This is a genomic window from Streptomyces kaniharaensis, assembly GCF_009569385.1.
Classification (GTDB): domain Bacteria; phylum Actinomycetota; class Actinomycetes; order Streptomycetales; family Streptomycetaceae; genus Kitasatospora; species Kitasatospora kaniharaensis.
The window spans coordinates 2,246,523-2,270,249 of the sequence record NZ_WBOF01000001.1 but is presented as its reverse complement, the minus strand read 5'-3'; the positions used below and the strand labels follow the sequence as shown (position 1 = coordinate 2,270,249).

Below are 23,727 nucleotides of genomic sequence, written 5' to 3'. Positions count from 1 at the left end.
GGGCAAAAGGTGATCAAACCGGGGCAGACCGACGCCCGGCGCACGGCCGGGCGGGGATGTGGCACGGTAGCGGGGGCGGCCGGCGGTCGGCGCGCCCGGTACGGACCGAAGGGCAAGACACGCGCATGGGCTCGCACGCCACTCTCACCGTCCCCACCCCGGAGCGGATGGGCCGGCTCGGCCGGGAGCTGGCCGCGCTGCTGCGGCCGGGGGATCTGGTGCTTCTCTCCGGCGAGCTGGGAGCGGGGAAGACGACCCTGACCCGGGGCCTCGGGGAGGGGCTGCAGGTCCGCGGCGCGGTGACCTCGCCGACCTTCGTGATCGCCCGGGTGCACCCGTCGCTGGTGGGCGGCCCGGCGCTGGTGCACGTGGACGCCTACCGGCTGGGCGGGAACCTGGACGAGATGGAGGACCTCGATCTGGACGTCTCGCTGCCAGAGTCGGTGATCGTGGTCGAGTGGGGCGAGGGCAAGGTGGAGCAGCTCTCCGAGGACCGGCTGGAGGTGCGGATCGAGCGGGCCCTCGGCGACACCGCGGGGGAGGACCACGACCCGCGCCGGGTGGTGCTCACCGGCATCGGCCCGCGGTGGACGGGCGTCGAGCTGGAGAAGCTCGCGTAGGAGCCCTCCGTGCGGCTTGCCGACACTCTGTCGGGAAGGTGTTGCGGGCGGGGTGCCGGGCGTGATGGGATGGGTGCTGCGGTTAGGTCTGCCTAACTAGGGAGGCGCCATGTCGAGCACCACCCCCGCCCCGGAGCGCACCGTGCGCGGCACCGGGGCCGGAGAGTCCGCCCGCTGCGCTCCGGGGGAGCCGATGCGGGCCCTGCTGGCCGCGTGTGCCGCCGCCGAGGCGGTGTCCACCCCTCCCGAACCGGAGCCCCGGCAGGCCGACGACGCCGAGACCGGCGCGCCCCGCGCGGCCTAGCGAGCGGCCCTTGGCCGGGTGTCTCAGGCGACCACGATCACCTTGGTGCCGGTCGGCGCGAAGTCCCAGAGCAGCTGGCCGTCCTGGCGGGTGCTGCGGATGCCGCCGGTCTTGGCCTTCGGGTCGGCGGTCGGGCTCGCGCCGTCCACCGGCGCGCTGAAGCCGAACACCACGCCGTTCTGCTGGGCGAAGCGCACCACGTGCTCGATCTGGCGGCCGTCCGTCCCGGTGGTGCTCGCCGTGCGGCTGTACACCGGGTAGCTGCCCGGGGTGGGCTCCACCGAGCCCGGCGTGACCGCGAAAGCGGCCACCACCTGCGGGTTCTTCTTCGGGTCGACCAGCCAGACGTAGTGGCTGCCGACCGAGTAGACCACCCGCGTGCCGGCGCCCGAGGTGGTCGGCAGCGCCGGCACCGTCGGGGTCGGGGACGCGCTCGGCGTCACGGAGGCGGCCGGCCCGCTCGTCGTCGCGGCCACGGTCGGGCGGGGCCCGCCCGCGCGGTCCTGCGCGCCGCTCGCCTGGAAGGCCAGCAGGCTCACCACCGCCAGGGCCCCCAGGGTCAACCCCGTGACCACAACTCCAGGACCCATCTTTGCCACGTGCCGCTCCCGCCGCCGTCCTCTGTACGTACCGCCCATATCGTGCCAGGTCCCTCCGGCCGGTCCGCAGCGGCTCGGACGTGTGTTCCGGACCGGGACGTCCGGGCGATCGGCCGGTCGGCCCAACGTCGGTCTAACCTTGACCCCGTGCTGCTGCTCGCGTTCGACACCGCTACCCCCGCCGTCACCGCCGCCGTCCACGACGGCAAGGCCGTCCTCGCCGAGACCGACCAGGTCGACGCCCGGCGCCACGGCGAACTGCTCCTGCCCGCCATCGACCGGGTGCTGCGGGCGGCCGGGGTCGACAAGCACCAGCTCACCGGCATCGCGGTCGGCGTCGGCCCGGGCCCGTACACCGGCCTGCGGGTCGGCCTGGTGACCGCCGCCGCGCTCGGCCACGCGCTCGGTCTGCCGGTGCACGGCGTCTGCACCCTGGACGCGATCGCCTTCCAGGCCCGCGCCGAGGGCCTGGCCGGGCAGCCGTTCACGGTCGCCACCGACGCGCGCCGCAAGGAGGTCTACTGGGCCTCCTACGACGCCGACGGCCGTCGCACCGAGGGCCCCGGCGTGGACCGCCCCGCCGAGCTGGCGCCGCAGCCGCGCTCGGTCGGCGCCGGCGCGCTGCTCTACCCCGACGCGTTCCCGGGCGCGCACGGCCCCGAGCACGTCTCGGCCGGCGCCCTGGCCGGCTTCGCCGCCGCCGAACTGGCCGCCGGCCGCGAGCTGCTGCCCAACGTGCCGCTCTACCTGCGCCGCCCGGACGCCCAGGTCCCCGCTGGCTACAAGACCGTTCTAGGGGGCAAGGCGGTGCTCCCGGCGTGAACCACGGCACCACCCTGCGCCCGATGCGCTGGTGGGACATCGCGCCGGTGATGGAACTGGAGCTGCGGCTCTTTCCCGAGGACGCCTGGTCGACCGGGATGTACTGGTCCGAGCTGGCCGAGACCCACCCCGGCGGCACCCGCCACTACACCGTCGCCACCGTGCCGGACGGCACGATCGTCGGCTACGCCGGACTGATGGCGATCGCCGGCGAGGGCGACGTCCAGACCATCGCCGTCGACGAGCGCCACCAGGGCGCCGGCCTCGGCGCGGCTCTGCTCACCGACCTGATCCGGGAGGCCGCCCGGCGCGGCTGCGCCGAACTGCTGCTGGAGGTGCGGGTGGACAACCCGCGCGCCCAACGGCTGTACGAGCGCTTCGGCTTCCAGCCGGTGGGCATCCGGCGCGGCTACTACCAGCCCGCCAACGTCGACGCGCTGGTGATGCGCCTCGACCACCCGAGCACTGACCCGAAGGACCTTAAGGACACCCGCCATGGCTGACGAACCGCTCGTCCTCGGCATCGAGACCTCCTGCGACGAGACCGGCGTCGGCATCGTGCGCGGCACCACGCTGCTGGCCGACGCGGTCGCCTCCAGCGTCAACGACCACGCCCGGTTCGGCGGCGTCGTCCCGGAGATCGCCAGCCGCGCCCACCTGGAGGCGATGGTCCCGACCATCCAGCGCGCCCTGGACACCGCCGGGGTCAAGGCGAGCGACCTGGACGGCATCGCGGTCACCGCCGGCCCTGGCCTGGCCGGCGCGCTGCTGGTCGGCGTCAGCGCGGCCAAGGCGTACGCCTGGGCGCTCGACAAGCCGCTCTACGGGGTCAACCACCTCGCCTCGCACATCTGCGTCGACCAGCTGGAGCACGGCCGGCTGCCCTCGCCCACGATGGCGCTGCTGGTCTCCGGCGGGCACTCCTCGCTGCTGCTCAGCGAGGACATCACCAGCGACGTCCGCCCGCTCGGCGCGACCATCGACGACGCGGCCGGCGAGGCCTTCGACAAGGTCGCCCGGGTGCTCGGCCTGGGCTTCCCGGGCGGCCCGGTGGTCGACCGGACGGCCCGCGAGGGCGACCGCAAGGCGATCGCCTTCCCGCGCGGCCTGACCGGGAAGAACGACCCGGAGTACGACTTCTCCTTCTCCGGCCTGAAGACCGCCGTCGCCCGCTGGGTGGAGGCCAGGCGCCGGGCCGGCGAGGAGGTGCCGATCGCCGACGTGGCGGCGTCCTTCCAGGAGGCGGTCACCGACGTGCTCACCCGCAAGGCCGTCAAGGCGTGCAAGGACAACGGCGTCGACCACCTGATGATCGGCGGCGGGGTCGCGGCCAACTCGCGGCTGCGCGAGATGGCCCAGCAGCGCTGCGACCGGGCCGGCATCCGGCTGCGGGTGCCCCGGCCGGGCCTGTGCACCGACAACGGCGCGATGGTGGCCGCACTGGGCGCCGAGATGGTGTGGCGCGACCGCACACCGTCCGCGTTCGACCTGTCCGCCGACTCCTCACTGCCCGTCACGGACGTGCACGTCCCGGCTGCGGAGATCGGGCACGGGGACTTCCACGGCCGGGCGTACGACGCGCTCGGCGGCGGTGGCGAGTGACCGTCGCCGCGATGTGGGAGGCCCGCGCCGCCGACGGCCGCGGGGTCGAACTCGCCGCCTGGGTGCGGGAAGTGGCGCTGCCCGCGCTGCGCGGCTCGGCCGGGCTCGTCCGCACCGAACTGTTCGGCGCCCCCGGTGACCGCGTGCTGCTGATCACCTGGTGGACCGGCGAGCCGCTGCCCGTCGCCGAACCGCCGGCCGACCTGCTCGGCCGCCCGGCGCACCGCTGGTCCTTCATCAGCGAACACGTCGAATAGCGGACACGTCGAGCAGGGCCGGTGGGGGAACCGCGCACCCGGTCGCTACCGTGCATAGCTGTGAACAGGCTTGGACGGGACCGGGAGCGCGGTGCGGTGAAGCAGGACGGGCGGAACAGGACCAGGACGTACGCGGCGGGGGCGCTGGCCCTGCTGGCCTTCGCCACCGGGTGCGGCGACGACGGTGGCGGCGCCGTCGCCGCCCGACCCGCGGCCACGACCCCGGCCGCACCCCAGCCGTCCGGCGACGGCGCCGCGCCGGCCGCCGCCGCGGCCCCCGCGGCCGCGGACGCCGCCTGGGCGAAGTGGAACCTCAAGCCGCTGGCCCCGGCCCCCGCGCCGCCCGCCGACAAGCCCGTCAAGCTCGAACGGACCGGCACCGTACCGGTGTTCAGCGAGGTGAAGACGAACGACAAGGTCGTCTTCATCACCATCGACGACGGCGCCGAGAAGGACCCGAAGTTCGTCGAGATGCTGACCGAACTCAAGGTGCCGGTCTCGATGTTCCTGACCCGGGACATCGTCAAGGACAACTACGGCTACTTCAAGCCGCTCCAGGCGCTCGGCAACCACATCCAGAACCACACCGTGGACCACCCGGTGATGAGCAAGATCCCGGCGGAGAAGCAGAAGTCCGAGATCTGCGACGCGCAGTCCGCGCTCACCCAGCAATACGGCACCGCGCCGCTGCTGTTCCGCCCGCCGTTCGGGGACGGCGCCAACACCCCGACCCTCAACAACTCGGTGCAGCAGTGCGGGCCGCGCGCGATCGTGCTCTGGCGCGAGTCGATGCAGATCCACGACATGCAGTACCAGGCGTCGGACAAGAAGCTGAAGCCCGGCGACATCATCCTCGCCCACTTCCGCGGCCCGAAGGAGCTCAAGGGCGCGACGATGACCGAGATGTTCGGCGAACTGCTGGCCCGGATCCAGGAGCAGGGCTTCTCGGTGGCCCGGCTGGAGGACTACATCCAGGCGCCCGCGTCGTAGCCGGTCAGACCGGCTGACCGAGCATCATGAGCGGGCCGTTGTCGGTGCGGCTGAGGATCACCGTGACGGTGTTCGGGCCGGAGGGCTTGAGCTGACGGCGCAGTTCCTCCGGGGTGATCGCCATCCCGCGCTTCTTGATCACCACCGTGCCGACGCCGCGCTCGCGCAGCAGCGCCTTGAGCTTCTTGATGTTGAACGGCAGGACGTCCGTCAGCTCGAAGGCGTGCGCGTACGGGGTGGGGACGAGCTCGTCCGACGTCAGGTAGGCGATCTTCGGGTCGATCAGCCGGCCGCCGACCTGCTCGGCCACCTCGGCCACCATGTGGGCGCGGATCACGGCGCCGTCCGGCTCGTACAGGTAGCGGCCGACCGGCCCGGCCGCCGGGTCCGGCAGGTCGCCGCCGGTGAGGCTGGCGCCGTGCGGCAGTAGGGTCGCGCGGTGCGGGTGGGCGGCCTTCGTGCCGAACCAGAGCACCGCCTCCTTGACGTCCCCGTGGTCGGAGACCCACTCGGCCTCGGCGTCCGCCGGGACGGCCTCGTGCGGGATGCCCGGCGCCACCTTCAGCGCGCCGATCGGGGTACGGCGGCCGGCCTCGATCGCCCAGGAGAGCGGCGGGGCGTACGCCTCGGGGTCGAACACCCGGCCGCGCGACGTGCGGCGGGCCGGGTCGGTGAACACCGCGTCGTAGCCGGTGGCGTCCACCTCGGCGACGTCCGCGCAGCGCACCTCGACCAGGTCGGAGAGGCCCAGCGCGGCGGCGTTGGCGGCGGTCGCCGCGCAGGCCGCCGGGTCCTTGTCGACGGCCAGCACCTGGATCCCGGCCCGGGCCAGCGCCAGCACGTCCCCGCCGATCCCGCAGCACAGGTCCGCCAGTCGCCGTACCCCCAGCTCGGCGAACCGCTGCGCCCGCCACTCGGCCACGCTGCGCCGGGTGGACTGCTCGACGCCGTTGGGCGTGAAGTACATCAGGTCGGCGTCCGCCCCGAACTTCGCCCGCGCCCGCTGCCGCAGCCGCGCCTGCCCGAACGCCGCCGACACCAGCTCGGCCGGATGCTCCCGCCGCAGCCGGGTGGCCAGTGCCAGCTCCTCCTCGGGTGCGAACTCACGCAACTCGGCGAGCAGGGCCTGGCCCTCGGGGGTCAGCAGCGGCTGGAGGTTCTCGGTGTCCACGGGGCCATTCTCGCGGCTCACCTGCTGCGGCTCAGGACGAACCAGATCGGGAGGACGAACGCCGCGGCCCCGTGGTCGCACATGAGTACGACTACCCATCCGTAGCGCGAGACCCTCGGGCGTGCCGTTGGCACTCTGGTTGACGGAGTGCTAACACAGGCCTATGGTCGTCCTTGGCACTCTCCACCAGGGGAGTGCTAACGCGATGACGCGTGTCTGACCCCCGCGACGGCAGGCCCGCAGGTTCGCCACCTACCCGTTAGAAAACCCCGTAATCTCCGAAGGGGAGCTCGGACGTGACCACCAGCAGCAAGGTTGCCATCAAGCCGCTCGAGGACCGCATCGTGGTCCAGCCGCTCGACGCCGAGACCACCACGGCCTCCGGCCTGGTTATCCCGGACACCGCCAAGGAGAAGCCCCAGGAGGGCGTCGTCCTGGCCGTCGGCCCGGGCCGCTTCGAGGACGGCCAGCGTCTGCCGCTCGACGTCGCCGTCGGTGACATCGTCCTGTACTCGAAGTACGGCGGCACCGAGGTGAAGTACCAGGGCGAGGAGTACCTGGTTCTCTCCGCGCGCGACGTTCTCGCGATCATCGAGAAGTAAGTCGTCCCGACCCGCCCCGGATCCGTGTCCCCCGTGACAGTGGCCCGGGGCGTGGTCGTTGGTTCACGTAGTTCGGCGGCCGGTGGGCCGGCCGCAGCCCCGAGGGAATAGGGAACATGGCGAAGATCCTGCAGTTCGACGAGGACGCCCGCCGCTCGCTCGAGCGCGGTGTCAACAAGCTGGCCGACACCGTCAAGGTGACCATCGGCCCCAAGGGCCGCAACGTCGTCATCGACAAGAAGTTCGGCGCCCCGACCATCACCAACGACGGTGTCACCATCGCCCGTGAGGTCGAGCTGGACGACCCGTACGAGAACCTTGGCGCGCAACTCGTCAAGGAGGTCGCCACCAAGACCAACGACGTCGCGGGTGACGGCACCACCACCGCCACCGTGCTGGCCCAGGCCCTGGTCAACGAGGGTCTGCGCAACGTCGCCGCCGGCGCCGGCCCGGCCGCCCTGAAGAAGGGCATCGACAAGGCCGTCGCCGCCGTCTCCGAGCACCTGCTGTCGGTGGCCCGCGAGATCGAGGGCAAGGACGACGTCGCCGCCGTCGCGTCCCTCTCCGCGCAGGACACCCAGGTCGGCGAGCTGATCGCCGAGGCGATCGACAAGGTCGGCAAGGACGGTGTCATCACCGTCGAGGAGTCGAACACCTTCGGCGTGGAGCTGGACTTCACCGAGGGCATGCAGTTCGACAAGGGCTACCTGTCGCCGTACTTCGTCACCGATGCGGAGCGGCAGGAGGCGGTCCTGGAGGACCCGTACATCCTGATCCACCAGAGCAAGATCTCCTCGATCCAGGAGCTCCTGCCGCTGCTGGAGAAGATCCTGCAGAGCGGTGGCTCCAAGCCGCTGCTGATCATCGCCGAGGACGTCGACGGCGAGGCGCTGTCGACCCTCGTGCTGAACAAGATCCGCGGCATCTTCAACGCCGTCGCCGTCAAGGCCCCGGGCTTCGGTGACCGCCGCAAGGCGATCCTCGGCGACCTGGCTACCCTGACCGGCGCCACGGTGATCTCCGAGGAGGTCGGCCTCAAGCTCGACCAGGCCGGTCTGGACGTGCTGGGCACCGCTCGCCGCGTGACCATCACCAAGGACGAGACCACCATCGTCGAGGGTGCCGGCGACGCCGAGGCCGTGGCCGGCCGCGTCGCCCAGATCAAGGGCGAGATCGCGGGCACCGACTCCGACTGGGACCGCGAGAAGCTGCAGGAGCGCCTGGCCAAGCTGGCCGGCGGCGTCTGCGTCATCAAGGTCGGCGCCGCCACCGAGGTGGAGCTGAAGGAGCGCAAGCACCGCCTGGAGGACGCCATCTCGGCGACCCGTGCCGCGGTCGAGGAGGGCATCGTCGCCGGTGGTGGCGCCTCCCTCGTGCACGCCGCCAAGGTGCTGAACGACGGCCTGGGCCTGTCGGGCGACGAGGCCACCGGTGTCGCCGTGGTCCGCAAGGCGCTGCACGAGCCGCTGCGCTGGATCGCCCAGAACGCCGGCCTGGAGGGCTACGTCATCACCTCCAAGGTCTCCGACCTGGAGATCGGCCAGGGCTTCAACGCGGCCACCGGCGAGTACGGCGACCTGGTGAAGGCCGGCGTCATCGACCCGGTCAAGGTCACCCGCTCCGCCCTGGAGAACGCCGCCTCGATCGCCTCCCTGCTGCTCACCACCGAGACCCTCGTGGTGGAGAAGAAGGAGGAGGCCGCCGAGAACGGCCACGGCCACTCGCACGGCCACGGCCACTCGCACTGACGCCTGACCGTCGACCGCAGGTCCGGTCCGCTCCTTCGGGATGCGGGCCGGGCCTGCGGCATGTGGGGTCCGTGACTCCGTTTGAGCGTTCAACTATCAGCACAATTTTGCGCATGGTAAAGATTGCCTTATAACTGAGGCATGATCGAGGCCCGCCATCTGCGCGTCCTGCGTGCCGTCGCCCGCACCGGCTCCTTCTCCGCCGCCGCCCGCGAGCTGGGCTGCACGCAGCCCGCCATCAGCCAGCAGATGAAGGCCCTGGAGAAGTCCGTGGACACCCCGCTGGTGGTCCGTTCGGGCCGGGGCATGCAGCTGAGCGAGGCCGGGCGGGTGCTGCTCAAGCATGCCACCGGGATCCTGGCCGGGCTCTCCGCGGCCGAGGAGGAGGTCGCGGCGATCGCCGGGCTGCGGGCCGGGCGGGTGCGGCTGGTGTCCTTCCCGACCGCGAGTTCCACCCTGGTGCCGCCCGCCGTCGCCCGGCTGCGGGACAGCCATCCGGGGGTGCGCGTGTCGCTGGTCGAGGCGGAGCCGCCGGAGTCGCTGGCGATGCTGCGCGGTGGCGAGTGCGAGATCGCCCTGGCCTTCCGCTACCCGCAGTCCGACGGCGCCGCCGTGCCGCCGGCGCCCGCGCACGGCACGCCGCGCGAGGCGCGGGCCGAGGCCAATCTGGAGGCGCAGCAGCTGAGCGCCGGCACCGACTGGTCCGATCTGGTGGTCACGCCGCTGCTGGACGACCCGCTGGTCGGCGTGCTGCCCGCGGCGCATCCGCTGGCGCGGCGCGGCGGGCCGGTGGAGCTGGCCCGGCTGGCGGGGGAGCAGTGGATCGCGGGATGCCCGCAGTGTCGCGGGCATCTGGTGGAGCTGTGCGCGGGGGCCGGGTTCGAGCCCCGGATCGACTTCGCGACGGACGACTACCCGGCGGTGGTCGGCCTGGTGGCGGCCGGGCTGGGGGTGGCGGTGCTGCCCAGGCTGGCGCTGGAGTCGGTGCGTCCTGACGGTGTGTCGACGGTGCCGGTGGGGACGGCCTCGGGGGTGCCCGCGGTGCGCCAGGTGGTCGCGCTGACCCTGCCGGATCTGGCCGAGGTGCCGGCCGTGGCGCTGATGCTGGAGCGGCTGGCGGGGGCTGCCGCCGCTCGCTGACGCAGGGTTACGTCGGGTGGGCGCGGGCCTCGGACGCGGGCTCGACTGAGGCGGATGGGTGGCTTTGGGCGCCAGACGCCACGCAGAAACGTTTCTTCGCGATGTGCCGCGGGCGTGGGCCTAACGCTGCGCGACCGAGGGCGCGACCAGCGGAACCTCCACCACGCGGTGCCGTGAGCGCCCGAGCATCTCCTCGCGCTCGTCCTCCGTCATCCCGCCCCAGACGCCGTACGGTTCGCGGACCGCCAGCGCGTGCGCCGCGCACTCGGCGATCACCGGGCAGCGCATGCAGACCTCCTTGGCGCTGGCCTCGCGCGAACTGCGCGCCGCCCCGCGCTCGCCCTCGGGGTGGAAGAAGAGCGAGCTGTCCACGCCACGGCACGCCGCGGAGAGCTGCCAGTCCCAGAGATCCGCGTTGGGACCGGGGAGGCGGGAGAAATCTGCCATGGCTCATTCCCTTCAGAAGCTCGTCGGCCGCGGGCCGACCTCCAGCGAGCTGTCGCTGCGGGCGCGGCGGCGCGTCGATGCACTGGTGTGGACACCTGGAAATATGACTTAAGGCAACTCCATGGACAAGTCACCCACAGAGTGGCACAACAGTCAATGACCATGAGAAAGCTATAAAAACGGGCAAAGTGGGCATGGGTTCCGAACGGGCGCGAGCGTGGCAATCGGGTGGCCGACGGGCGCGCGACGCTCGACACCGGTGTGCGGGTCGCGCGCCGACCGCGCGCGAGCTGCACAAAAGTGCGGCGTGTGCACCGCGATGCGGCTGATCGGTAATGGGTTGGCCACGTACAGTGGTGGAGATGGCCCTGAAGGCCGTAACTCATTCGAGTGACGGTCGTTGGAAGTGCGAAGGCGGTTAGCGGGCGCCGGACGTCGGGAACGATCGCGGAGTTGAGGCGATCAGCACGGACTCTGTCGCCGATCGGCCGTGTCGGAGAGGTTCGTACCAGCCAGGAGGCTCAACGTGACGCGGATCAGCTGCGGAGGACGACGGTCATGACTTCCGTTCTCGTTTGCGACGATTCCCCGCTCGCCCGCGAGGCGCTTCGCCGCGCCGTCGCGACCGTACCCGGGGTCGACCGGGTCACCACCGCGACGAACGGGGAGGAGGTCCTCCGCCGCTGGGTGGCCGACCGCTCCGATCTCGTACTGATGGACGTCCGGATGCCCGGCCTCGGCGGGGTCGAGACGGTCCGGCGGCTGCTGTCCGCCGATCCGGGCGCGCGGATCATCATGCTCACCGTCGCCGAGGACCTCGACGGCGTCGCGCTCGCGGTCGCCGCGGGTGCCCGCGGGTACCTGCACAAGGACGCCTCGCGCGCCGAACTGCGGGCCACCGTCACGCAGGCGCTCGCCGACCCGACCTGGCGGCTCGCCCCGCGCCGGCTGCGCAGCCCCGACATGGGCGCGGCGCCGACCCTGACGGCCCGTGAGATCCAGGTGCTGGAGGGCATGAGCCACGGCCGCAGCAACGCCGAGATCGGCCGCGAGCTGTTCCTCTCCGAGGACACCGTCAAGACCCACGCCCGGCGCCTGTTCAAGAAGCTCGGCGCCTCGGACCGCGCGCACGCGGTCGCGCTGGGTTTCCGCTGGGGCCTGGTCCGCTGACCACCGGCGCCGCCGCCGGCTGTGCCGCGCCGCCGGCAGGTCCGGGCGCGGGTGCCGCACGGGCGTGTGACGTTACGGTCCCGAGGTTGCACCATGGAGTAGTGGAGCACCTCGGGGACCAGCGGACAGGCACTGCGGCGAACCGCGCAGCCGCAGGACACTCGGCGGACGGCGCGACGGACGGAACCACCGACGGCGGCGGGGCGGGAGGCGGCACGGTGCAGGAGGGGTCGGTGGTGCGCGGCGGTACACCGTTCGGGGCCGCAGCGCATAACGTTCCGGTGCACAACTCCGGATGCGGTGCCGCGTTTTCCCGCGCGACCAGGCACCATGGACCGATGCGTGACGACGTCGCCGGTGCGGCCGGCCAGGCGGACCCGGTGGAGGCCGAGCCCTCCGGCCCGGGTCACGATCCGTCGTACGCCGATCCGGGCCCTGGCGGCGAGGCTGGCCCCGATCGTCCCCCGGTGCTGGGTGCCGGCGGTTCGCCGCTGGTGGGCGAACTGGTCGCGGCCGCCGTCCGCGGCGAGGGCCCGGCCATCGACGCGCTGCTCGCGTACGTCCACCCGCTGGCGCTGCGGTACTGCCGCGGCCGGCTGGTCCGGCTGCCCGGCGGCGCCCGGCACCACGTGGACGACATCGCGCAGGAGGTGTGCGTCGCGGTGCTGTGCGCGCTGCCCCGGTACAAGGACCAGGGCCGGCCGTTCGAGGCCTTCGTCTACGGCATCGCCGCGCACAAGATCGCCGATCTGCAGCGGGCCGCGATGCGCGGGCCCGGCTCCACGGTGATCCCGCAGGACGACCTGCCGGAGGTGCCGGACGAGGCGCTCGGCCCGGAGGAGCAGGCGCTGCTCAGCAGTGACGCGGCCTGGGCCAAGGAACTGCTCTCCAACCTGCCGGCCCGTCAGCGCGAGCTGGTGCTGCTGCGGGTGGCCGCCGGCCTGTCGGCGGAGGAGACCGGCGAGGTGCTGGGGATGTCGCCCGGCGCCGTCCGGGTGGCCCAGCACCGGGCGCTGAGCCGGCTGCGGGCGCTCGCCGAGGAGTCGTCCTGACCTCTGCCGTGGAATGACCCACGGGGGATCGGGTGTTGTCAAGGGCACACGAGGACACATTCGCGGTGCCAGTACCATGGGGTATCGGCGCCTGGGCGGGTTGCCAAAGTTTCGCGGGTGCGAACGGGATTCCCCTGGAGGATCCTCCAAGAGCACCCGGCTTTCGGTGGTCTGCGCGAGTGAGCGATGAACGCGCCCTCACCCTCGGGCGTGAGCGGATTAGGCCGGCCACGGAAGGTACCCCCGAAATGTCTTACAACGCCGCAGGCGTACCCGAGAAGTTCGCCATGCTCGGGCTCACGTACGACGACGTCCTGCTGCTGCCCGGGGCCTCCGAGGTGCTGCCGAACCAGGTCGACACCTCGTCGCGGGTCTCCCGGAACGTGCGCGTCAACATCCCGCTGCTCTCCGCGGCGATGGACAAGGTCACCGAGGCGCGGATGGCGATCGCGATGGCCCGCCAGGGCGGCGTCGGCGTCCTGCACCGCAACCTGTCGGTCGAGGACCAGGTCAACCAGGTCGACCTGGTGAAGCGCTCCGAGTCCGGCATGGTCACCGACCCGATCACGGTCGGCCCGGAGACCACCCTGGCCGAGGCCGACGCGATGTGCGCCAAGTTCCGCATCTCCGGCGTGCCGGTCGCCGACCCCGCGGGCAAGCTGCTCGGCATCGTCACCAACCGCGACATGGCCTTCGAGTCGGACCGCAGCCGCCAGGTCCGCGAGATCATGACCCCGATGCCGCTGATCACCGGCAAGGTCGGCATCTCCGGCGAGGACGCGATGGCGCTGCTGCGCCGTCACAAGATCGAGAAGCTGCCGCTGGTCGACGACGAGGGCCGGATCAAGGGCCTGATCACCGTCAAGGACTTCGTCAAGGCCGAGAAGTACCCGAACGCCGCCAAGGACGCCGAGGGCCGGCTGCTGGTCGGTGCCGCGGTCGGCGCCAGCGCCGAGGCGTTCGACCGGGCCCAGGCCCTGGTCGGGGCCGGGGTGGACTTCCTGGTCGTGGACACCTCGCACGGCCACAGCCACAACGCGCTGGCCTGGATCGAGAAGATCAAGTCGGCCGTCAAGGTCGACGTGGTCGGCGGCAACGTCGCCACCCGCGACGGCGCCCAGGCGCTGATCGACGCCGGCGTGGACGGCGTCAAGGTCGGCGTCGGCCCGGGCTCCATCTGCACCACCCGCGTGGTCGCCGGCATCGGCGTCCCGCAGATCACCGCCATCTACGAGGCCGCCCAGGCCTGCCGGGCGGCCGGCGTGCCGGTCATCGGCGACGGCGGCCTCCAGTACTCGGGCGACATCGGCAAGGCGCTGGCCGCCGGTGCCGACACCGTGATGCTCGGCTCGCTGCTGGCCGGCTGCGAGGAGTCCCCGGGCGAGCTGCTGTTCATCAACGGCAAGCAGTACAAGTCCTACCGCGGCATGGGCTCGCTGGGCGCCATGCAGTCCCGCGGCCAGGGCCGCTCCTACTCCAAGGACCGCTACTTCCAGGCCGAGGTGGCCTCGGACGAGAAGCTGATCGCCGAGGGCATCGAGGGCCAGGTCCCCTACCGCGGCCCGCTGTCCGCGGTGCTGTTCCAGCTGGTCGGCGGCCTGCGCCAGACCATGGGCTACGTCGGCGCCGCCACCATCGCTGAGATGGAGAGCAAGGGCCGCTTCGTCCGGATCACCTCGGCGGGCCTCAAGGAGAGCCACCCGCACGACATCCAGATGACCGTCGAGGCGCCGAACTACTCCACCCGCTGATCACCCGAACCCCCGAGGGGCCCGTCGCTGCACCGCAGCGGCGGGCCTTTCGCGTCCGTCCGGGGGCCGGGCCGTCGGGGCGTGGGCGGCAACGGTGCGGGATACTGGGGGGCGGCCGGGGTGACCCGGCGGGCATGAGCAACAAACCAGAAGGGCTCGAAGTGACTGAGATCGAGATCGGGCGAGGCAAGCGCGGCCGCCGGGCGTACGCCTTCGACGACATCGCCGTCGTCCCCAGCCGCCGTACCCGGGACCCGAAGGAGGTCTCGATCGCCTGGCAGATCGACGCCTACCGCTTCGAGCTGCCTTTCCTGGCCGCCCCGATGGACAGCGTGGTCTCGCCCCAGCAGGCGATCGCCATCGGCCGCCTCGGCGGCCTCGGCGTGCTGAACCTGGAAGGCCTCTGGACCCGCTACGAGGACCCGCAGCCGCTGCTCGACGAGATCGCCTCGATCACCGACGAGGCCGCCGCCACCCGCCGCCTGCAGGAGATCTACGCGGCGCCGATCCGCGCCGAGCTGATCAAGCAGCGGATCCAGGAGGTCCGCGACTCGGGTGTGGTCACCGCCGCCGCGCTCTCCCCGCAGCGCACCGCCGAGTTCTCCAAGGCCGTCGTCGACGCCGGCGTCGACGTCTTCGTGATCCGCGGCACCACCGTCTCGGCCGAGCACGTCTCCAGCGCCGCCGAGCCGCTCAACCTGAAGCAGTTCATCTACGAGCTGGACGTCCCGGTCATCGTCGGCGGTTGCGCCACCTACACCGCCGCGCTGCACCTGATGCGCACCGGCGCGGCCGGCGTGCTGGTCGGCTTCGGCGGCGGCGCCGCCCACACCACCCGTAACGTCCTCGGCATCCAGGTGCCGATGGCCACCGCCGTCGCGGACGTGGCCGCCGCCCGCCGCGACTACATGGACGAGTCCGGCGGCCGCTACGTGCACGTGATCGCGGACGGCGGCGTCGGCTACAGCGGCGACATCCCGAAGGCCGTCGCCTGCGGTGCCGACGCGGTGATGATCGGCGCCGCGCTGGCCCGCGCCACCGACGCGCCCGGCAAGGGCTTCCACTGGGGCATGGAGGCCGTCCACGAGGAGCTGCCGCGCGGCAAGCGGGTGGACCTCGGCACGGTCGGCACCACCGAGGAGATCCTCACCGGCCCGTCGCACACCCCCGACGGCACCATGAACCTGTTCGGCGCGCTGCGCCGCGCGATGGCCACCACCGGCTACACGGAGCTCAAGGAGTTCCAGCGGGTCGAGGTGACCGTCAACCCGGCGATCAGTCACCGCTGAGGCATTCTGCGGACGACGGCCCCGCCGGTACTCCGGCGGGGCCGTCGTCCGTTCAGCTCCGGGTGGCGGTGCGGCGGGTCAGGATGAAGCCGCCGACGAGGGCGATGCCGTAGAAGACGAGGTCCAGCGGGCGGAGGTCGGCCCGCCACTGCGTCAGGGCGTCGTGCAGCACGGCGCGCAGCGGGGTGCCGGCCGCCGGGTGCAGCTCGCGCGACCGGATCAGTAACTGACCGAGGAACAGCGCGCCGGCCGCGAGCAGCGCGCCCAGCAGCGGCAGCACCCGGCTTCGGCCGCCGAGCCGGCCGAGCGGCCAGGCGACGGCGGCGGCCGGGGCGATGGCCAGCCAGCCGATGCTGTCCTCGGCCCGAAGCGGCGCGAGGCCGTAGGCGACGGCGCCGAGCAGCATCGCGCCGACCGCCGTCGCGGTGGCGAGGCCGGTGCGGCGGCTCGGGCCCGGACGCTCGGCGGTGGCGGAAGGTTCGTATCCGGCCACCGGGGCACCGGGCATGCCGGGCGCGACGTAGCCCTCAGGGGCGCCCACGACGGGGGCCAGCGTGTAGTGCTGGGCGGTCTGCGGTCGGCCCGACTGTTCGTCAGTGCCCCGGACGGGTGCGGTCATGGGTCTCGAAGTCCCCCCGGAAAGACGGTGAGCTGCCGAACCGTAACAGTGTTCGGGGCGAATCCTGGCGAGTTTTCGATCACAGATCGGGCACGGAGAGCCGCCGCCGTTTCGGTCCGAGGGGGCGCGTGCCGGGGGTCGGGTGGTCGAAGGCCCTCTGGACAGGGGATGATGGAGGCTTGGCGTTCGGGCCCGACGCCGGGCCGATGCGCCGTCACCTCGACCGCCAGTACCACATGGGGGAACGTTCCGAATGACCCAGGCGCAGGGTTCCACCGGCCGACTCCTGGCCGGACGCTACCGGCTGGACGCGGTGCTCGGGCGCGGCGGTATGGGCACCGTCTGGCGCGCCGAGGACGAGATGCTGGGGCGGATTGTCGCGGTCAAGGAACTGCGGATGAACGCCAGCGTCGACGAGGAGGAGAAGCACCGGCTGATCGTCCGGACGCTGCGCGAGGCCAAGGCCACCGCGCGGATCCGGCACAGCTCGGCGGTCACCGTCTTCGACGTCGTCGAGGAGGACGACCGGCCGTGGATCGTCATGGAGCTGGTGGAGTCCCGCTCGCTGGCCGACGTCATCAAGGAGGACGGGACGCTGACGCCCGCTCGGGCGGCCGAGATCGCGCTCGACGTGCTCGGCGTGCTGAGCGCCGCGCACGCGCTCGGCATCCTGCACCGGGACGTGAAGCCGTCGAACGTGCTGATCGGCGAGGACGGCCGGGTGGTGCTCACCGACTTCGGCATCGCCAGCGTCGAGGGTGACGCCTCGGTCACCTCCACCGGCATGCTGGTCGGCGCCCCCTCGTACATCTCCCCGGAGCGGGCGCGCGGTCAGAAGCCCGGCCCGCCGGCCGACCTGTGGTCGCTGGGCGGCACGCTGTACGCGATGGTGGAGGGCCGGCCGCCGTACGACCGCGGGGCGGCGCTGGCCACCCTGACGGCCGTGATGACCGAGGACCTGGTCGCGCCGCTGGACGCCGGGCCGCTGCTGCCGATCATCGAGGGGCTCCTGGAGAAGGATCCGGCCAAGCGGCTGGACGCCTCGCAGACCCGGTCGATGCTGAAGCGGGTGGTCGCGGAGGCCACCGCCAAGGCCGAGTCGACGACCGAGCACGCGATGCCGGTGAAGTCCGCCTCGTCGGCTCCGGCCGCCGCGCCGGCCGAGAAGGAGGCTCCGGCGCCCGACGGCACGAGCAAGCCCACCATCGGCGGACTGCTCGGGACCGTCCGGGTCGGCAGCAAGGCGAAGAACGAGGAACCCCGCGCCGCCGCGGAGACCGCCCCCGAGCCCGCACCGGAGCCCGCCGCGCCCGCCCCCGAGCCGATCCGGGCGGTGACCAGCGAGTGGACGATGGGCGCGACGCAGGCGGCCGGTGCGAACCCGCGCACCGGACGGCGGCGACTGGCCGTGGTCACGGTGGTGCTGGTGCTGCTGCTGATCGCCGGAGTCGTCGCGGTGGTGAAGACACTGGGCGGCTCGGACGCCGGCACGGCGCACGGCGCGGGCGCCACCTCGCCGGCGGCGGCCACCACCACGCCGGCCACGCCGAGCGCGGCGCCGTCGACCGCGGCCTCGCCGACCGCGGCGACGGCCGAGCCCGCGCCGGCCACCTCGTCGGCCGCGCCGCCGCCGTCCGCGGCCACCACGCCGGCCGTCCCCGCGGCCACCCCGACCGCCGCACCGACCCCGTCCGCCCCGCCGACGCCGACCGCCACCGCGACGGCCACCAGCGCCGCGGTGCCGCCCGGGTACCACCTGTACAAGGACCCGACCGGCTTCACGGTCGTGCTGCCGGACTGGCTGCAGCAGACCGGCTCGGAGAGCATCCGCCGCACCTTCCAGGGCAACGGCAGCACCCTGAAGATCGAGTGGACGACGGAACCCGGCGCGAGTGCCCTGGCCGACTGGCAGGCGGGCGAGACCTCGCTGCGTCCGACGGTCACCAACTACCAGCGGGTCAACCTGTCGGCCATCGGCTACCGGCAGTGGAGCAACGCGGCCGACTGGGAGTGGACCAACGGCACGCCGAAGATGCACTCCCTCAACCGCGGCTTCGTCACCGGGAACCCGGCCAAGTACGGGTACGCGATCTACTGGATCACCCCCGACGCGGACTGGAGCTCCCCGGCCAACTCCCAGGCACGGGAAGAGGCGTTCGCCAGCTTCCAGCCCGCGCCGTAACCACGGGCGGTCAGCCGATCAGCCGCTCCTTGGCCCGGGTGAACTCCTCGTCGGTGAGCGCCCCTGAGCGGTGCAGGGCGGCCAACCGCTCCAACTGGTCCAGGAGTTGCCCGCCGGCGCTGAGCTCGGCGCCGGCGAGGGCTGGGGCGGTGTCGGACGGCGCCACGACGCCCGGCGCCGGGCGCGGCGCGGTGCGGGCGGCCCGGGCCGCCGCCCGGATCTGCTCGGCGAACACGTCCGCCTTGACCACGTCCTCGAACCGGTGAGAGCCGGTCAGCGCGACGACCGTCAGCACGTCGCCGTTGAGCTTGGTCCTGGCCACGGTCGCGCCCGTGACGGCGGAAAGCGGAACCGGCACCGGCGGCTTGCCGTCCTTGAGGAAGAGCAGTCGGTGGGTGGTGAGTACGAGCACGCCCTTGCGGAAGTGGTCCGGGTGCCGCCCGGCGGTGGAGGCGACCGGCTGCTCCCCGTCGATGACGGTGCCCTCGATGCTGTGCACGGCCTCGGTACGGTTCGTCTGGCTGCTGTTGTCCGCCATCCTGAAGGCGGTGTCGATCAGATCGGTCCAGTCCATGGGGTCGAGCGTAAAGGAGCCTCAGTAGGCTGCTCGGTGAGCGAGAGGAACTGGCATGCGAGCGGGCCCGGGGCAGGTGCTGGCGGGGCGTTACCGGCTGACGGACCGTCCCGGGCCGTTGCGCGCGGTCGCGGTGGACGAGCGGACCGGTGAGCCGGTGCTGCTGCGCGCCCTGGAACTGCCCGCGCTGCTGACGAACGGTCATGAGTTCGAGGACGAGATCCCGGCGCAGGCCGACCGGTTGGTCCGCCGGGTCGCGGCGGTCGGCTCGGCCGCGCCGACCTGGCACCCGCGACTGCTGCGCGGGTTCGGGGCGTTCGTCGAGGGCGAGCTGCTGTGGACGGTCGAGGAGCGGCCGGCCGGCGTGCCGTTGGCCGAGCTGGCCGCGGCCGGGCCGGTGCCGCCGTACCGGGCGGCCGAGTTGGCGGCGGACCTGGCGGGCGCGCTGCGGGCGCTGCACGAGGCCGGGCTGAGCCACGGCAACCTGACCGCCGAGTCGGTGCTGGTCTGCGAGGACGGCGCGGCGATGCTCGGCGGGCTGCTGTCCGGGGCCGCGGAGGAGGCGCTGGCCGAGGACCTCGGCGGCCCGGGCGGGCGCCGCCGGTACGACGTGCGGGCCACCCTGGTCGGCCCGGTGGCGGAGCGCTGGCCGCTGGACGGCGGCCCGGCGGGCGACTGCTGGGCGCTCGGGGTGCTGCTGCAGCGGCTCCTCACCGGGCGCTCGCCGTTCCCGGAAGGAGACGTGCCGGAGCTGGTGACCGCGGTCCGGGACGCGCGGCACGAGCCCTCGGCGGTCTGCGGCCCGCTGGCTCCCCTGGTGGAGCGGCTGGTCCAGCCCGATCCGGTGCTGCGGCCGACCGCGGAGGCCGTCCGCCGGGAGCTCGCCGCGCTGCTGGTGGGTGCGCCGGAGCCGGCTGACGAGGAGCGGGCCGGGCGGGAGCTGGTGGTGCGTCCGGACGGGCCGCTGGTGCCGCTCGTGCCCCGGCGGCGTGGCCGGGGCGAACGGGTCGAGCGCGCCGCGCGGCCGGGCGCGGAGCGGCCGCCCCGGGTGCCTCCGGCCCTGCTCGGGCCGTTGCTGGTCGGAGGCGTCTTCCTGCTCCTGGTGCTGGGGGTGACCGCCGTGGTCCTGTTCGCAGGCTGACGGCCCGGGCCCGACGCCGTCCGCCGTGCCGGCGGGCGGGCGAGATTACCGGGGCCGCCGTGGTGCGCCTAATGTGTGCCTGGAATTTGTTCGAACAGTGGTCTGCACCAGGCCCTCCGTCGCACTGACGGCAGGCGGAAGCGAGGGGGGAGGCGGTCGCCGATGGGCGCGCAGGACCGGCCGGAGACGGCCGATAACGAGCGGCTGCTGGCCGGGCGGTACGAGTTGGGCGAGCGGCTCGGCCGGGGCGGGATGGGCACCGTCTGGCGGGCCTGGGACCGGATGCTGGACCGTGAGGTCGCGGTCAAGGAGCTGACCGTCAACCACCTCCCCGAGGACGAGCTGCAGATCCTGCACGCCCGGATGAAGCGCGAGGCCAGCGCGGCGGCCCGGATCAAGCACCCCGGCGTGATCACCGTGCACGACGTGCTGGAGCAGGAGGGCCGGCCGTGGATCGTCATGGAGCTGGTGGACGGCCGCTCGCTGGCCGACGTCATCAAGCAGGACGGCACCCTGCAGCCGCGCATCGCCGCTGACGTCGGCAGCCAGGTGCTGGCCGCGCTGCACCGCGGACACCAGCTGGGCGTGCTGCACCGGGACGTGAAGCCGGCCAACGTGCTGCTGGAGCGCGGCACCGGCCGGGTCGTGCTGCTGGACTTCGGTATCGCGACGTTCGAGGGCTCGTCCACGCTGACCCGGCCCGGCGACCTGGTCGGCTCGCCGGACTACCTGGCGCCCGAGCGCGCCCAGGGGGAGCGGCCCGGTCCGGCCTCCGACCTGTGGGGCCTCGGCGCGACGCTGTACGCGGCCGTCGAGGGCCAGTCGCCGTTCCGCCGGGACTCGCCGATCACCACGCTGGCCGCCGTCGTCGACGAGCCGCTGCCGGAGCCGGCCCGGGCCGGCCCGCTGGGGCCGGTGCTGGCCGCGCTGATGGCCAAGGACCCGGCCGACCGGCCGACCGCGGACGAGGCGGCCCGGATGCTGGCCGAGGTGCGGGCCGGGCACACCATCGGCCTGAAGCCGGTCACGCCGGTCCGGACGCCGACCCTGTCGGTGCCGGTGGTGGACCGCAGCGGGGCCGGTGAGACCGGCTCCACGGCCTTCGGCGCTTCGACCGCGCCGCGTGCCGCCGAGGCGGCCACCGAGGTGCGTACGGCCGTTGCGCCCGCCCCGGGCGGCTCCGCCGGGGGCGGGCACGTCACGACAGCGGTGTCCACGACGCCGATCGCGCCGGTCGCGCACCCCGTCGAGCCCGCGCGCGGACCGGCCCGACGCCGCAACATGCTGAAGATCGCCGCGATCGCGCTGGGGGTCGGCCTGGTCGCGGCCGCGGCCACCTTCTTCGCCACCCGGCACGTCGTCGCGACCCGGGCGGACGACCCGGTGACGCCCGCCCCGACCACCTCGACCGCCTCGGCCGACCCGGAGCCGAGTTCGTCGGCCAGCGTCGAGCCGGCGCCCGCCGGCTACCACTGGGTGGACGACCCGGCCGGCTTCCGGTTCCCGCTGCCGAGCGCGACCCCGGTCTGGCAGCGCAGCACCACGCCCGACAACCAGATCTACTACACCGCCGACGGCAAGGTGCACTACCTGCAGTTCTCGGTCACCGTCGGCCAGTCGGTCAAGCCGCTGGAGCACATGCGCCAGATGGAGACCAACATCTCCAAGTCGCTGAAGGACTACCGCCAGCACCGCATGGCCGGCGTCTCGGTGAACGGCCACGAGGGGGCCGTCTGGGAGTTCAGCTATGCGGCCAAGGAAGGCGGCCGGCGGCGGGCGATCGAGGCCGAGTTCATCGACGACGACGGCACCGGCTACGCGATCTACTCGTCCAGCCCGGAGCGGAACAACGAGTGGAACGAGGCCGAGCAGCGCTTCACCACGGTGCTCAACCACTTCACGCCGACCCGCTGACGGCTCCGTCAGATTAGTGTTACCGACGGGTACCGAACCGGCCGTGGAGCGCCTAGGCTGCGCCGTATGTCGGACCTCACAGCAGACGCAGTGGCCACCGGACACCTCGGCAACCCGGCCGGCAACCCGGCCGCCCCCGGCGGCGGCCGGACCGTCGCCTCGGCCGTCCCGCCGGCCCTGGTCGCCCGGCTGGCCGCCGGCATCACCGTCACCGGCGAGCCCGGCGTCGTGGAGACGGTCGCCCCGCTGACCGGCGAACGGCTGGCGAGCCTGGCGCAGTCCACCCCGGCCGACGTCGAGGCCGCCTTCCTGCTCGCCCGCCGCGCCCAGCCGGCCTGGGCCGCCCTGCCGGTCCGCCGCCGCGCCGCCGTCCTGCTGCGCTTCCACGACCTGCTGATCAAGCGGCAGGACGAGGTCCTGGACCTCGTCCAGGCCGAGACCGGCAAGGCCCGGCTGCATGCCTTCGAAGAGGTGATGGCCGTCGCCATGGCCGCCCGGCACTACGGGCGGGCCGCCCACGGCTACCTGCGCGACAAGCGGCACGGCGGTGCGCTGCCGGTGCTCACCCACGCGATCGAGGCCCGCCGGCCGAAAGGCGTGATCGGCCACATCTCGCCGTGGAACTACCCGCTGGAGCTGTCCGTCGGCGACGCGCTGCCCGCCTTCGTGGCCGGGAACGCGGTGGTCAACAAGCCCGACACGCAGACCGCGCTGACCGCGCTGTGGGCCCGCGAACTGCTGGTCGAGGCCGGGCTGCCGGCCGACCTGTGGCAGATCGTGGTCGGCGACGGGCCGGTGATCGGCCCGGCCGTGGTCGAGCACGCCGACTACGTCTCGTTCACTGGCTCCACCCGCACCGGCCGCGACGTCGCCCAGCGCGCCGCCGCCCGGCTGGTCGGCGCCTCGCTCGAACTCGGCGGCAAGAACGCCATGCTGGTCCTCGCCGACGCCGACCTCGACCGGGCCGCCGCGGGCGCCGTCCGGGCCTGCTTCTCCTCGGCCGGGCAGCTCTGCATCTCCGTCGAGCGCCTGATGGTGCACCGCTCGGTCGCCGACGCCTTCCTGGAGAAGTTCGCCGAGCGCACCCGCAACCTGCGCCTGGGCGGCGGCCTCGCGTACGGCGCGGACATGGGCTCGCTGGTCTCGGCCCGCCAGCTGGACGCCACCACCCGGCACGTCGACGAGGCGGTCAAGGCTGGCGCCACCGTGCTGGCCGGCGGCCGGGCCCGGCCGGACCTCGGCCCGTTCTTCTACGAGCCGACCATCCTCGACGGCGTCACCCCGGAGATGGCGGTCTGCGCCGAGGAGACCTTCGGCCCGGTCGTCTCGGTCTACCGCTTCGACACCGAGGACCAGGCGGTGGCCGCCGCCAACGCCACCCCGTACGGCCTCAACTCCAGCGTCTGGACCAGGGACCCGCGGCGCGGCCGGGCGGTCGCGGCCCGGCTGCGCACCGGCACGGTCAACGTCAACGAGGCCTACGGCGCCGCGTACGGCTCGGTCGCCTCGCCGATGGGCGGGATGGGCGACTCCGGGCTCGGCCGGCGGCACGGCGCCGAGGGCATCCTGCGGTTCACCGAGGCGCAGACCATCGCGACCCAGCGGCTGATCCCGATCGCGCCCTCGTTCGGCCTGGACGACCGCCAGTTCGCCTCGGTGATGACCGGCGGCCTGCGGGTGCTGAAGGCGCTGAGGATCAAGTAACGGCCACGCCGGGGGCGGGGCTCGCCGGT

General features: G+C 73.2%; 23 protein-coding genes. 18 read left to right on the top strand and 5 right to left on the bottom strand.

The features are described 5' to 3' along the window. Window positions 1-125: 125 nt before the first annotated feature. Both tsaE and F7Q99_RS10205 read left to right on the top strand, forming a co-directional pair. A complete protein-coding gene (tsaE, locus tag F7Q99_RS10210) occupies window positions 126-620 on the top strand; it encodes a tRNA (adenosine(37)-N6)-threonylcarbamoyltransferase complex ATPase subunit type 1 TsaE (protein WP_153460969.1) in 495 nt (164 codons plus the stop codon). 109 nt (window positions 621-729) lie between these two features. Further along, on the top strand, window positions 730-924 hold the full coding sequence (locus F7Q99_RS10205) for a hypothetical protein (protein WP_153460968.1): 195 nt from the start codon (window positions 730-732) through the stop codon (window positions 922-924). 23 nt (window positions 925-947) lie between these two features. On the opposite strand, the gene F7Q99_RS10200 is transcribed toward F7Q99_RS10205, so the two are convergent. Continuing rightward, window positions 948-1,487 carry a hypothetical protein gene (locus F7Q99_RS10200; protein WP_326846497.1) on the bottom strand — a complete coding sequence of 180 codons (540 nt, stop codon included), beginning with the start codon at window positions 1,485-1,487 and terminating at the stop codon, window positions 948-950. A 183-nt stretch (window positions 1,488-1,670) separates the two neighbouring features. Between F7Q99_RS10200 and tsaB the strand changes: the two genes are divergently transcribed. The 5 genes from tsaB (at window position 1,671) to F7Q99_RS10175 (ending at window position 5,194) form a co-directional block, all read left to right on the top strand. After that, entirely contained in the window at window positions 1,671-2,345 is a 675-nt protein-coding gene (gene tsaB, locus F7Q99_RS10195; RefSeq protein ID WP_326846496.1) for a tRNA (adenosine(37)-N6)-threonylcarbamoyltransferase complex dimerization subunit type 1 TsaB, read from the top strand. 23 nt (window positions 2,346-2,368) lie between these two features. Beyond that, on the top strand, window positions 2,369-2,848 hold the full coding sequence (gene rimI, locus F7Q99_RS10190) for a ribosomal protein S18-alanine N-acetyltransferase (RefSeq protein ID WP_153466022.1): 480 nt from the start codon (window positions 2,369-2,371) through the stop codon (window positions 2,846-2,848). Then, the gene (gene tsaD, locus F7Q99_RS10185; RefSeq protein WP_153460967.1) at window positions 2,841-3,947 is read left to right on the top strand and encodes a tRNA (adenosine(37)-N6)-threonylcarbamoyltransferase complex transferase subunit TsaD; all 1,107 of its coding nucleotides are present in this window, start codon (window positions 2,841-2,843) and stop codon (window positions 3,945-3,947) included. Before rimI ends, tsaD begins: the two co-directional genes overlap by 8 nt. Continuing rightward, a complete protein-coding gene (locus F7Q99_RS10180) occupies window positions 3,944-4,204 on the top strand; it encodes a hypothetical protein (protein ID WP_326846495.1) in 261 nt (86 codons plus the stop codon). The genes tsaD and F7Q99_RS10180 overlap by 4 nt, the downstream gene beginning before the upstream one ends. A gap of 96 nt (window positions 4,205-4,300) precedes the next feature. Further along, window positions 4,301-5,194, top strand: coding sequence for a polysaccharide deacetylase family protein (locus tag F7Q99_RS10175; protein ID WP_407697847.1), 894 nt, complete (start codon window positions 4,301-4,303; stop codon window positions 5,192-5,194). A 4-nt stretch (window positions 5,195-5,198) separates the two neighbouring features. Here the strand turns inward: F7Q99_RS10175 and F7Q99_RS10170 are convergent, their stop codons facing one another. Continuing rightward, complete coding sequence (locus F7Q99_RS10170) at window positions 5,199-6,365, bottom strand: class I SAM-dependent methyltransferase (RefSeq protein ID WP_326846493.1); 1,167 nt, start codon at window positions 6,363-6,365, stop codon at window positions 5,199-5,201. 296 nt (window positions 6,366-6,661) lie between these two features. Between F7Q99_RS10170 and groES the strand changes: the two genes are divergently transcribed. The 3 genes from groES (at window position 6,662) to F7Q99_RS10155 (ending at window position 9,855) form a co-directional block, all read left to right on the top strand. Continuing rightward, entirely contained in the window at window positions 6,662-6,967 is a 306-nt protein-coding gene (groES, locus tag F7Q99_RS10165; protein ID WP_014136232.1) for a co-chaperone GroES, read from the top strand. Between the two features lie 116 nt (window positions 6,968-7,083). Further along, on the top strand, window positions 7,084-8,715 hold the full coding sequence (gene groL, locus F7Q99_RS10160; protein WP_153460965.1) for a chaperonin GroEL: 1,632 nt from the start codon (window positions 7,084-7,086) through the stop codon (window positions 8,713-8,715). A 141-nt stretch (window positions 8,716-8,856) separates the two neighbouring features. Continuing rightward, entirely contained in the window at window positions 8,857-9,855 is a 999-nt protein-coding gene (locus F7Q99_RS10155; RefSeq protein ID WP_153460964.1) for a LysR family transcriptional regulator, read from the top strand. A 120-nt stretch (window positions 9,856-9,975) separates the two neighbouring features. Here F7Q99_RS10155 and F7Q99_RS10150 read toward each other — a convergent pair whose 3' ends face one another. Then, entirely contained in the window at window positions 9,976-10,302 is a 327-nt protein-coding gene (locus F7Q99_RS10150) for a WhiB family transcriptional regulator (protein ID WP_153460963.1), read from the bottom strand. A 558-nt stretch (window positions 10,303-10,860) separates the two neighbouring features. Here F7Q99_RS10150 and F7Q99_RS10145 point away from each other — a divergent pair. From F7Q99_RS10145 to F7Q99_RS10130, 4 genes are all read left to right on the top strand, one after another. Further along, window positions 10,861-11,472 (top strand): response regulator transcription factor, encoded by a 612-nt coding sequence (locus F7Q99_RS10145; RefSeq protein ID WP_014136228.1) that lies wholly within the window; start codon window positions 10,861-10,863, stop codon window positions 11,470-11,472. Between the two features lie 338 nt (window positions 11,473-11,810). Beyond that, window positions 11,811-12,524 carry an RNA polymerase sigma factor ShbA gene (shbA, locus tag F7Q99_RS10140; RefSeq protein WP_195911030.1) on the top strand — a complete coding sequence of 238 codons (714 nt, stop codon included), beginning with the start codon at window positions 11,811-11,813 and terminating at the stop codon, window positions 12,522-12,524. A gap of 248 nt (window positions 12,525-12,772) precedes the next feature. Beyond that, window positions 12,773-14,275 carry an IMP dehydrogenase gene (guaB, locus tag F7Q99_RS10135; RefSeq protein WP_153460962.1) on the top strand — a complete coding sequence of 501 codons (1,503 nt, stop codon included), beginning with the start codon at window positions 12,773-12,775 and terminating at the stop codon, window positions 14,273-14,275. A 161-nt stretch (window positions 14,276-14,436) separates the two neighbouring features. After that, window positions 14,437-15,564 carry a GuaB3 family IMP dehydrogenase-related protein gene (locus F7Q99_RS10130; protein ID WP_326846492.1) on the top strand — a complete coding sequence of 376 codons (1,128 nt, stop codon included), beginning with the start codon at window positions 14,437-14,439 and terminating at the stop codon, window positions 15,562-15,564. Between the two features lie 52 nt (window positions 15,565-15,616). Here F7Q99_RS10130 and F7Q99_RS10125 read toward each other — a convergent pair whose 3' ends face one another. Then, window positions 15,617-16,183 (bottom strand): hypothetical protein, encoded by a 567-nt coding sequence (locus F7Q99_RS10125; RefSeq protein WP_153460960.1) that lies wholly within the window; start codon window positions 16,181-16,183, stop codon window positions 15,617-15,619. Window positions 16,184-16,436: 253 nt separating this feature from the next. Here F7Q99_RS10125 and F7Q99_RS10120 point away from each other — a divergent pair, with 253 nt between their 5' ends. Continuing rightward, window positions 16,437-18,365, top strand: coding sequence for a serine/threonine-protein kinase (locus F7Q99_RS10120; protein WP_153460959.1), 1,929 nt, complete (start codon window positions 16,437-16,439; stop codon window positions 18,363-18,365). A 10-nt stretch (window positions 18,366-18,375) separates the two neighbouring features. On the opposite strand, the gene F7Q99_RS10115 is transcribed toward F7Q99_RS10120, so the two are convergent. Then, complete coding sequence (locus F7Q99_RS10115) at window positions 18,376-18,939, bottom strand: SHOCT domain-containing protein (protein WP_153460958.1); 564 nt, start codon at window positions 18,937-18,939, stop codon at window positions 18,376-18,378. A gap of 55 nt (window positions 18,940-18,994) precedes the next feature. On the opposite strand from F7Q99_RS10115, the gene F7Q99_RS10110 reads away from it, so the two are divergent. From F7Q99_RS10110 to F7Q99_RS10100, 3 genes are all read left to right on the top strand, one after another. Continuing rightward, window positions 18,995-20,080 (top strand): protein kinase domain-containing protein, encoded by a 1,086-nt coding sequence (locus F7Q99_RS10110; RefSeq protein ID WP_153460957.1) that lies wholly within the window; start codon window positions 18,995-18,997, stop codon window positions 20,078-20,080. A gap of 162 nt (window positions 20,081-20,242) precedes the next feature. Then, the gene (locus F7Q99_RS10105; protein ID WP_230210182.1) at window positions 20,243-21,994 is read left to right on the top strand and encodes a serine/threonine-protein kinase; all 1,752 of its coding nucleotides are present in this window, start codon (window positions 20,243-20,245) and stop codon (window positions 21,992-21,994) included. Between the two features lie 66 nt (window positions 21,995-22,060). Further along, entirely contained in the window at window positions 22,061-23,698 is a 1,638-nt protein-coding gene (locus F7Q99_RS10100; protein ID WP_153460956.1) for a succinic semialdehyde dehydrogenase, read from the top strand. Window positions 23,699-23,727 lie beyond the last annotated feature (29 nt).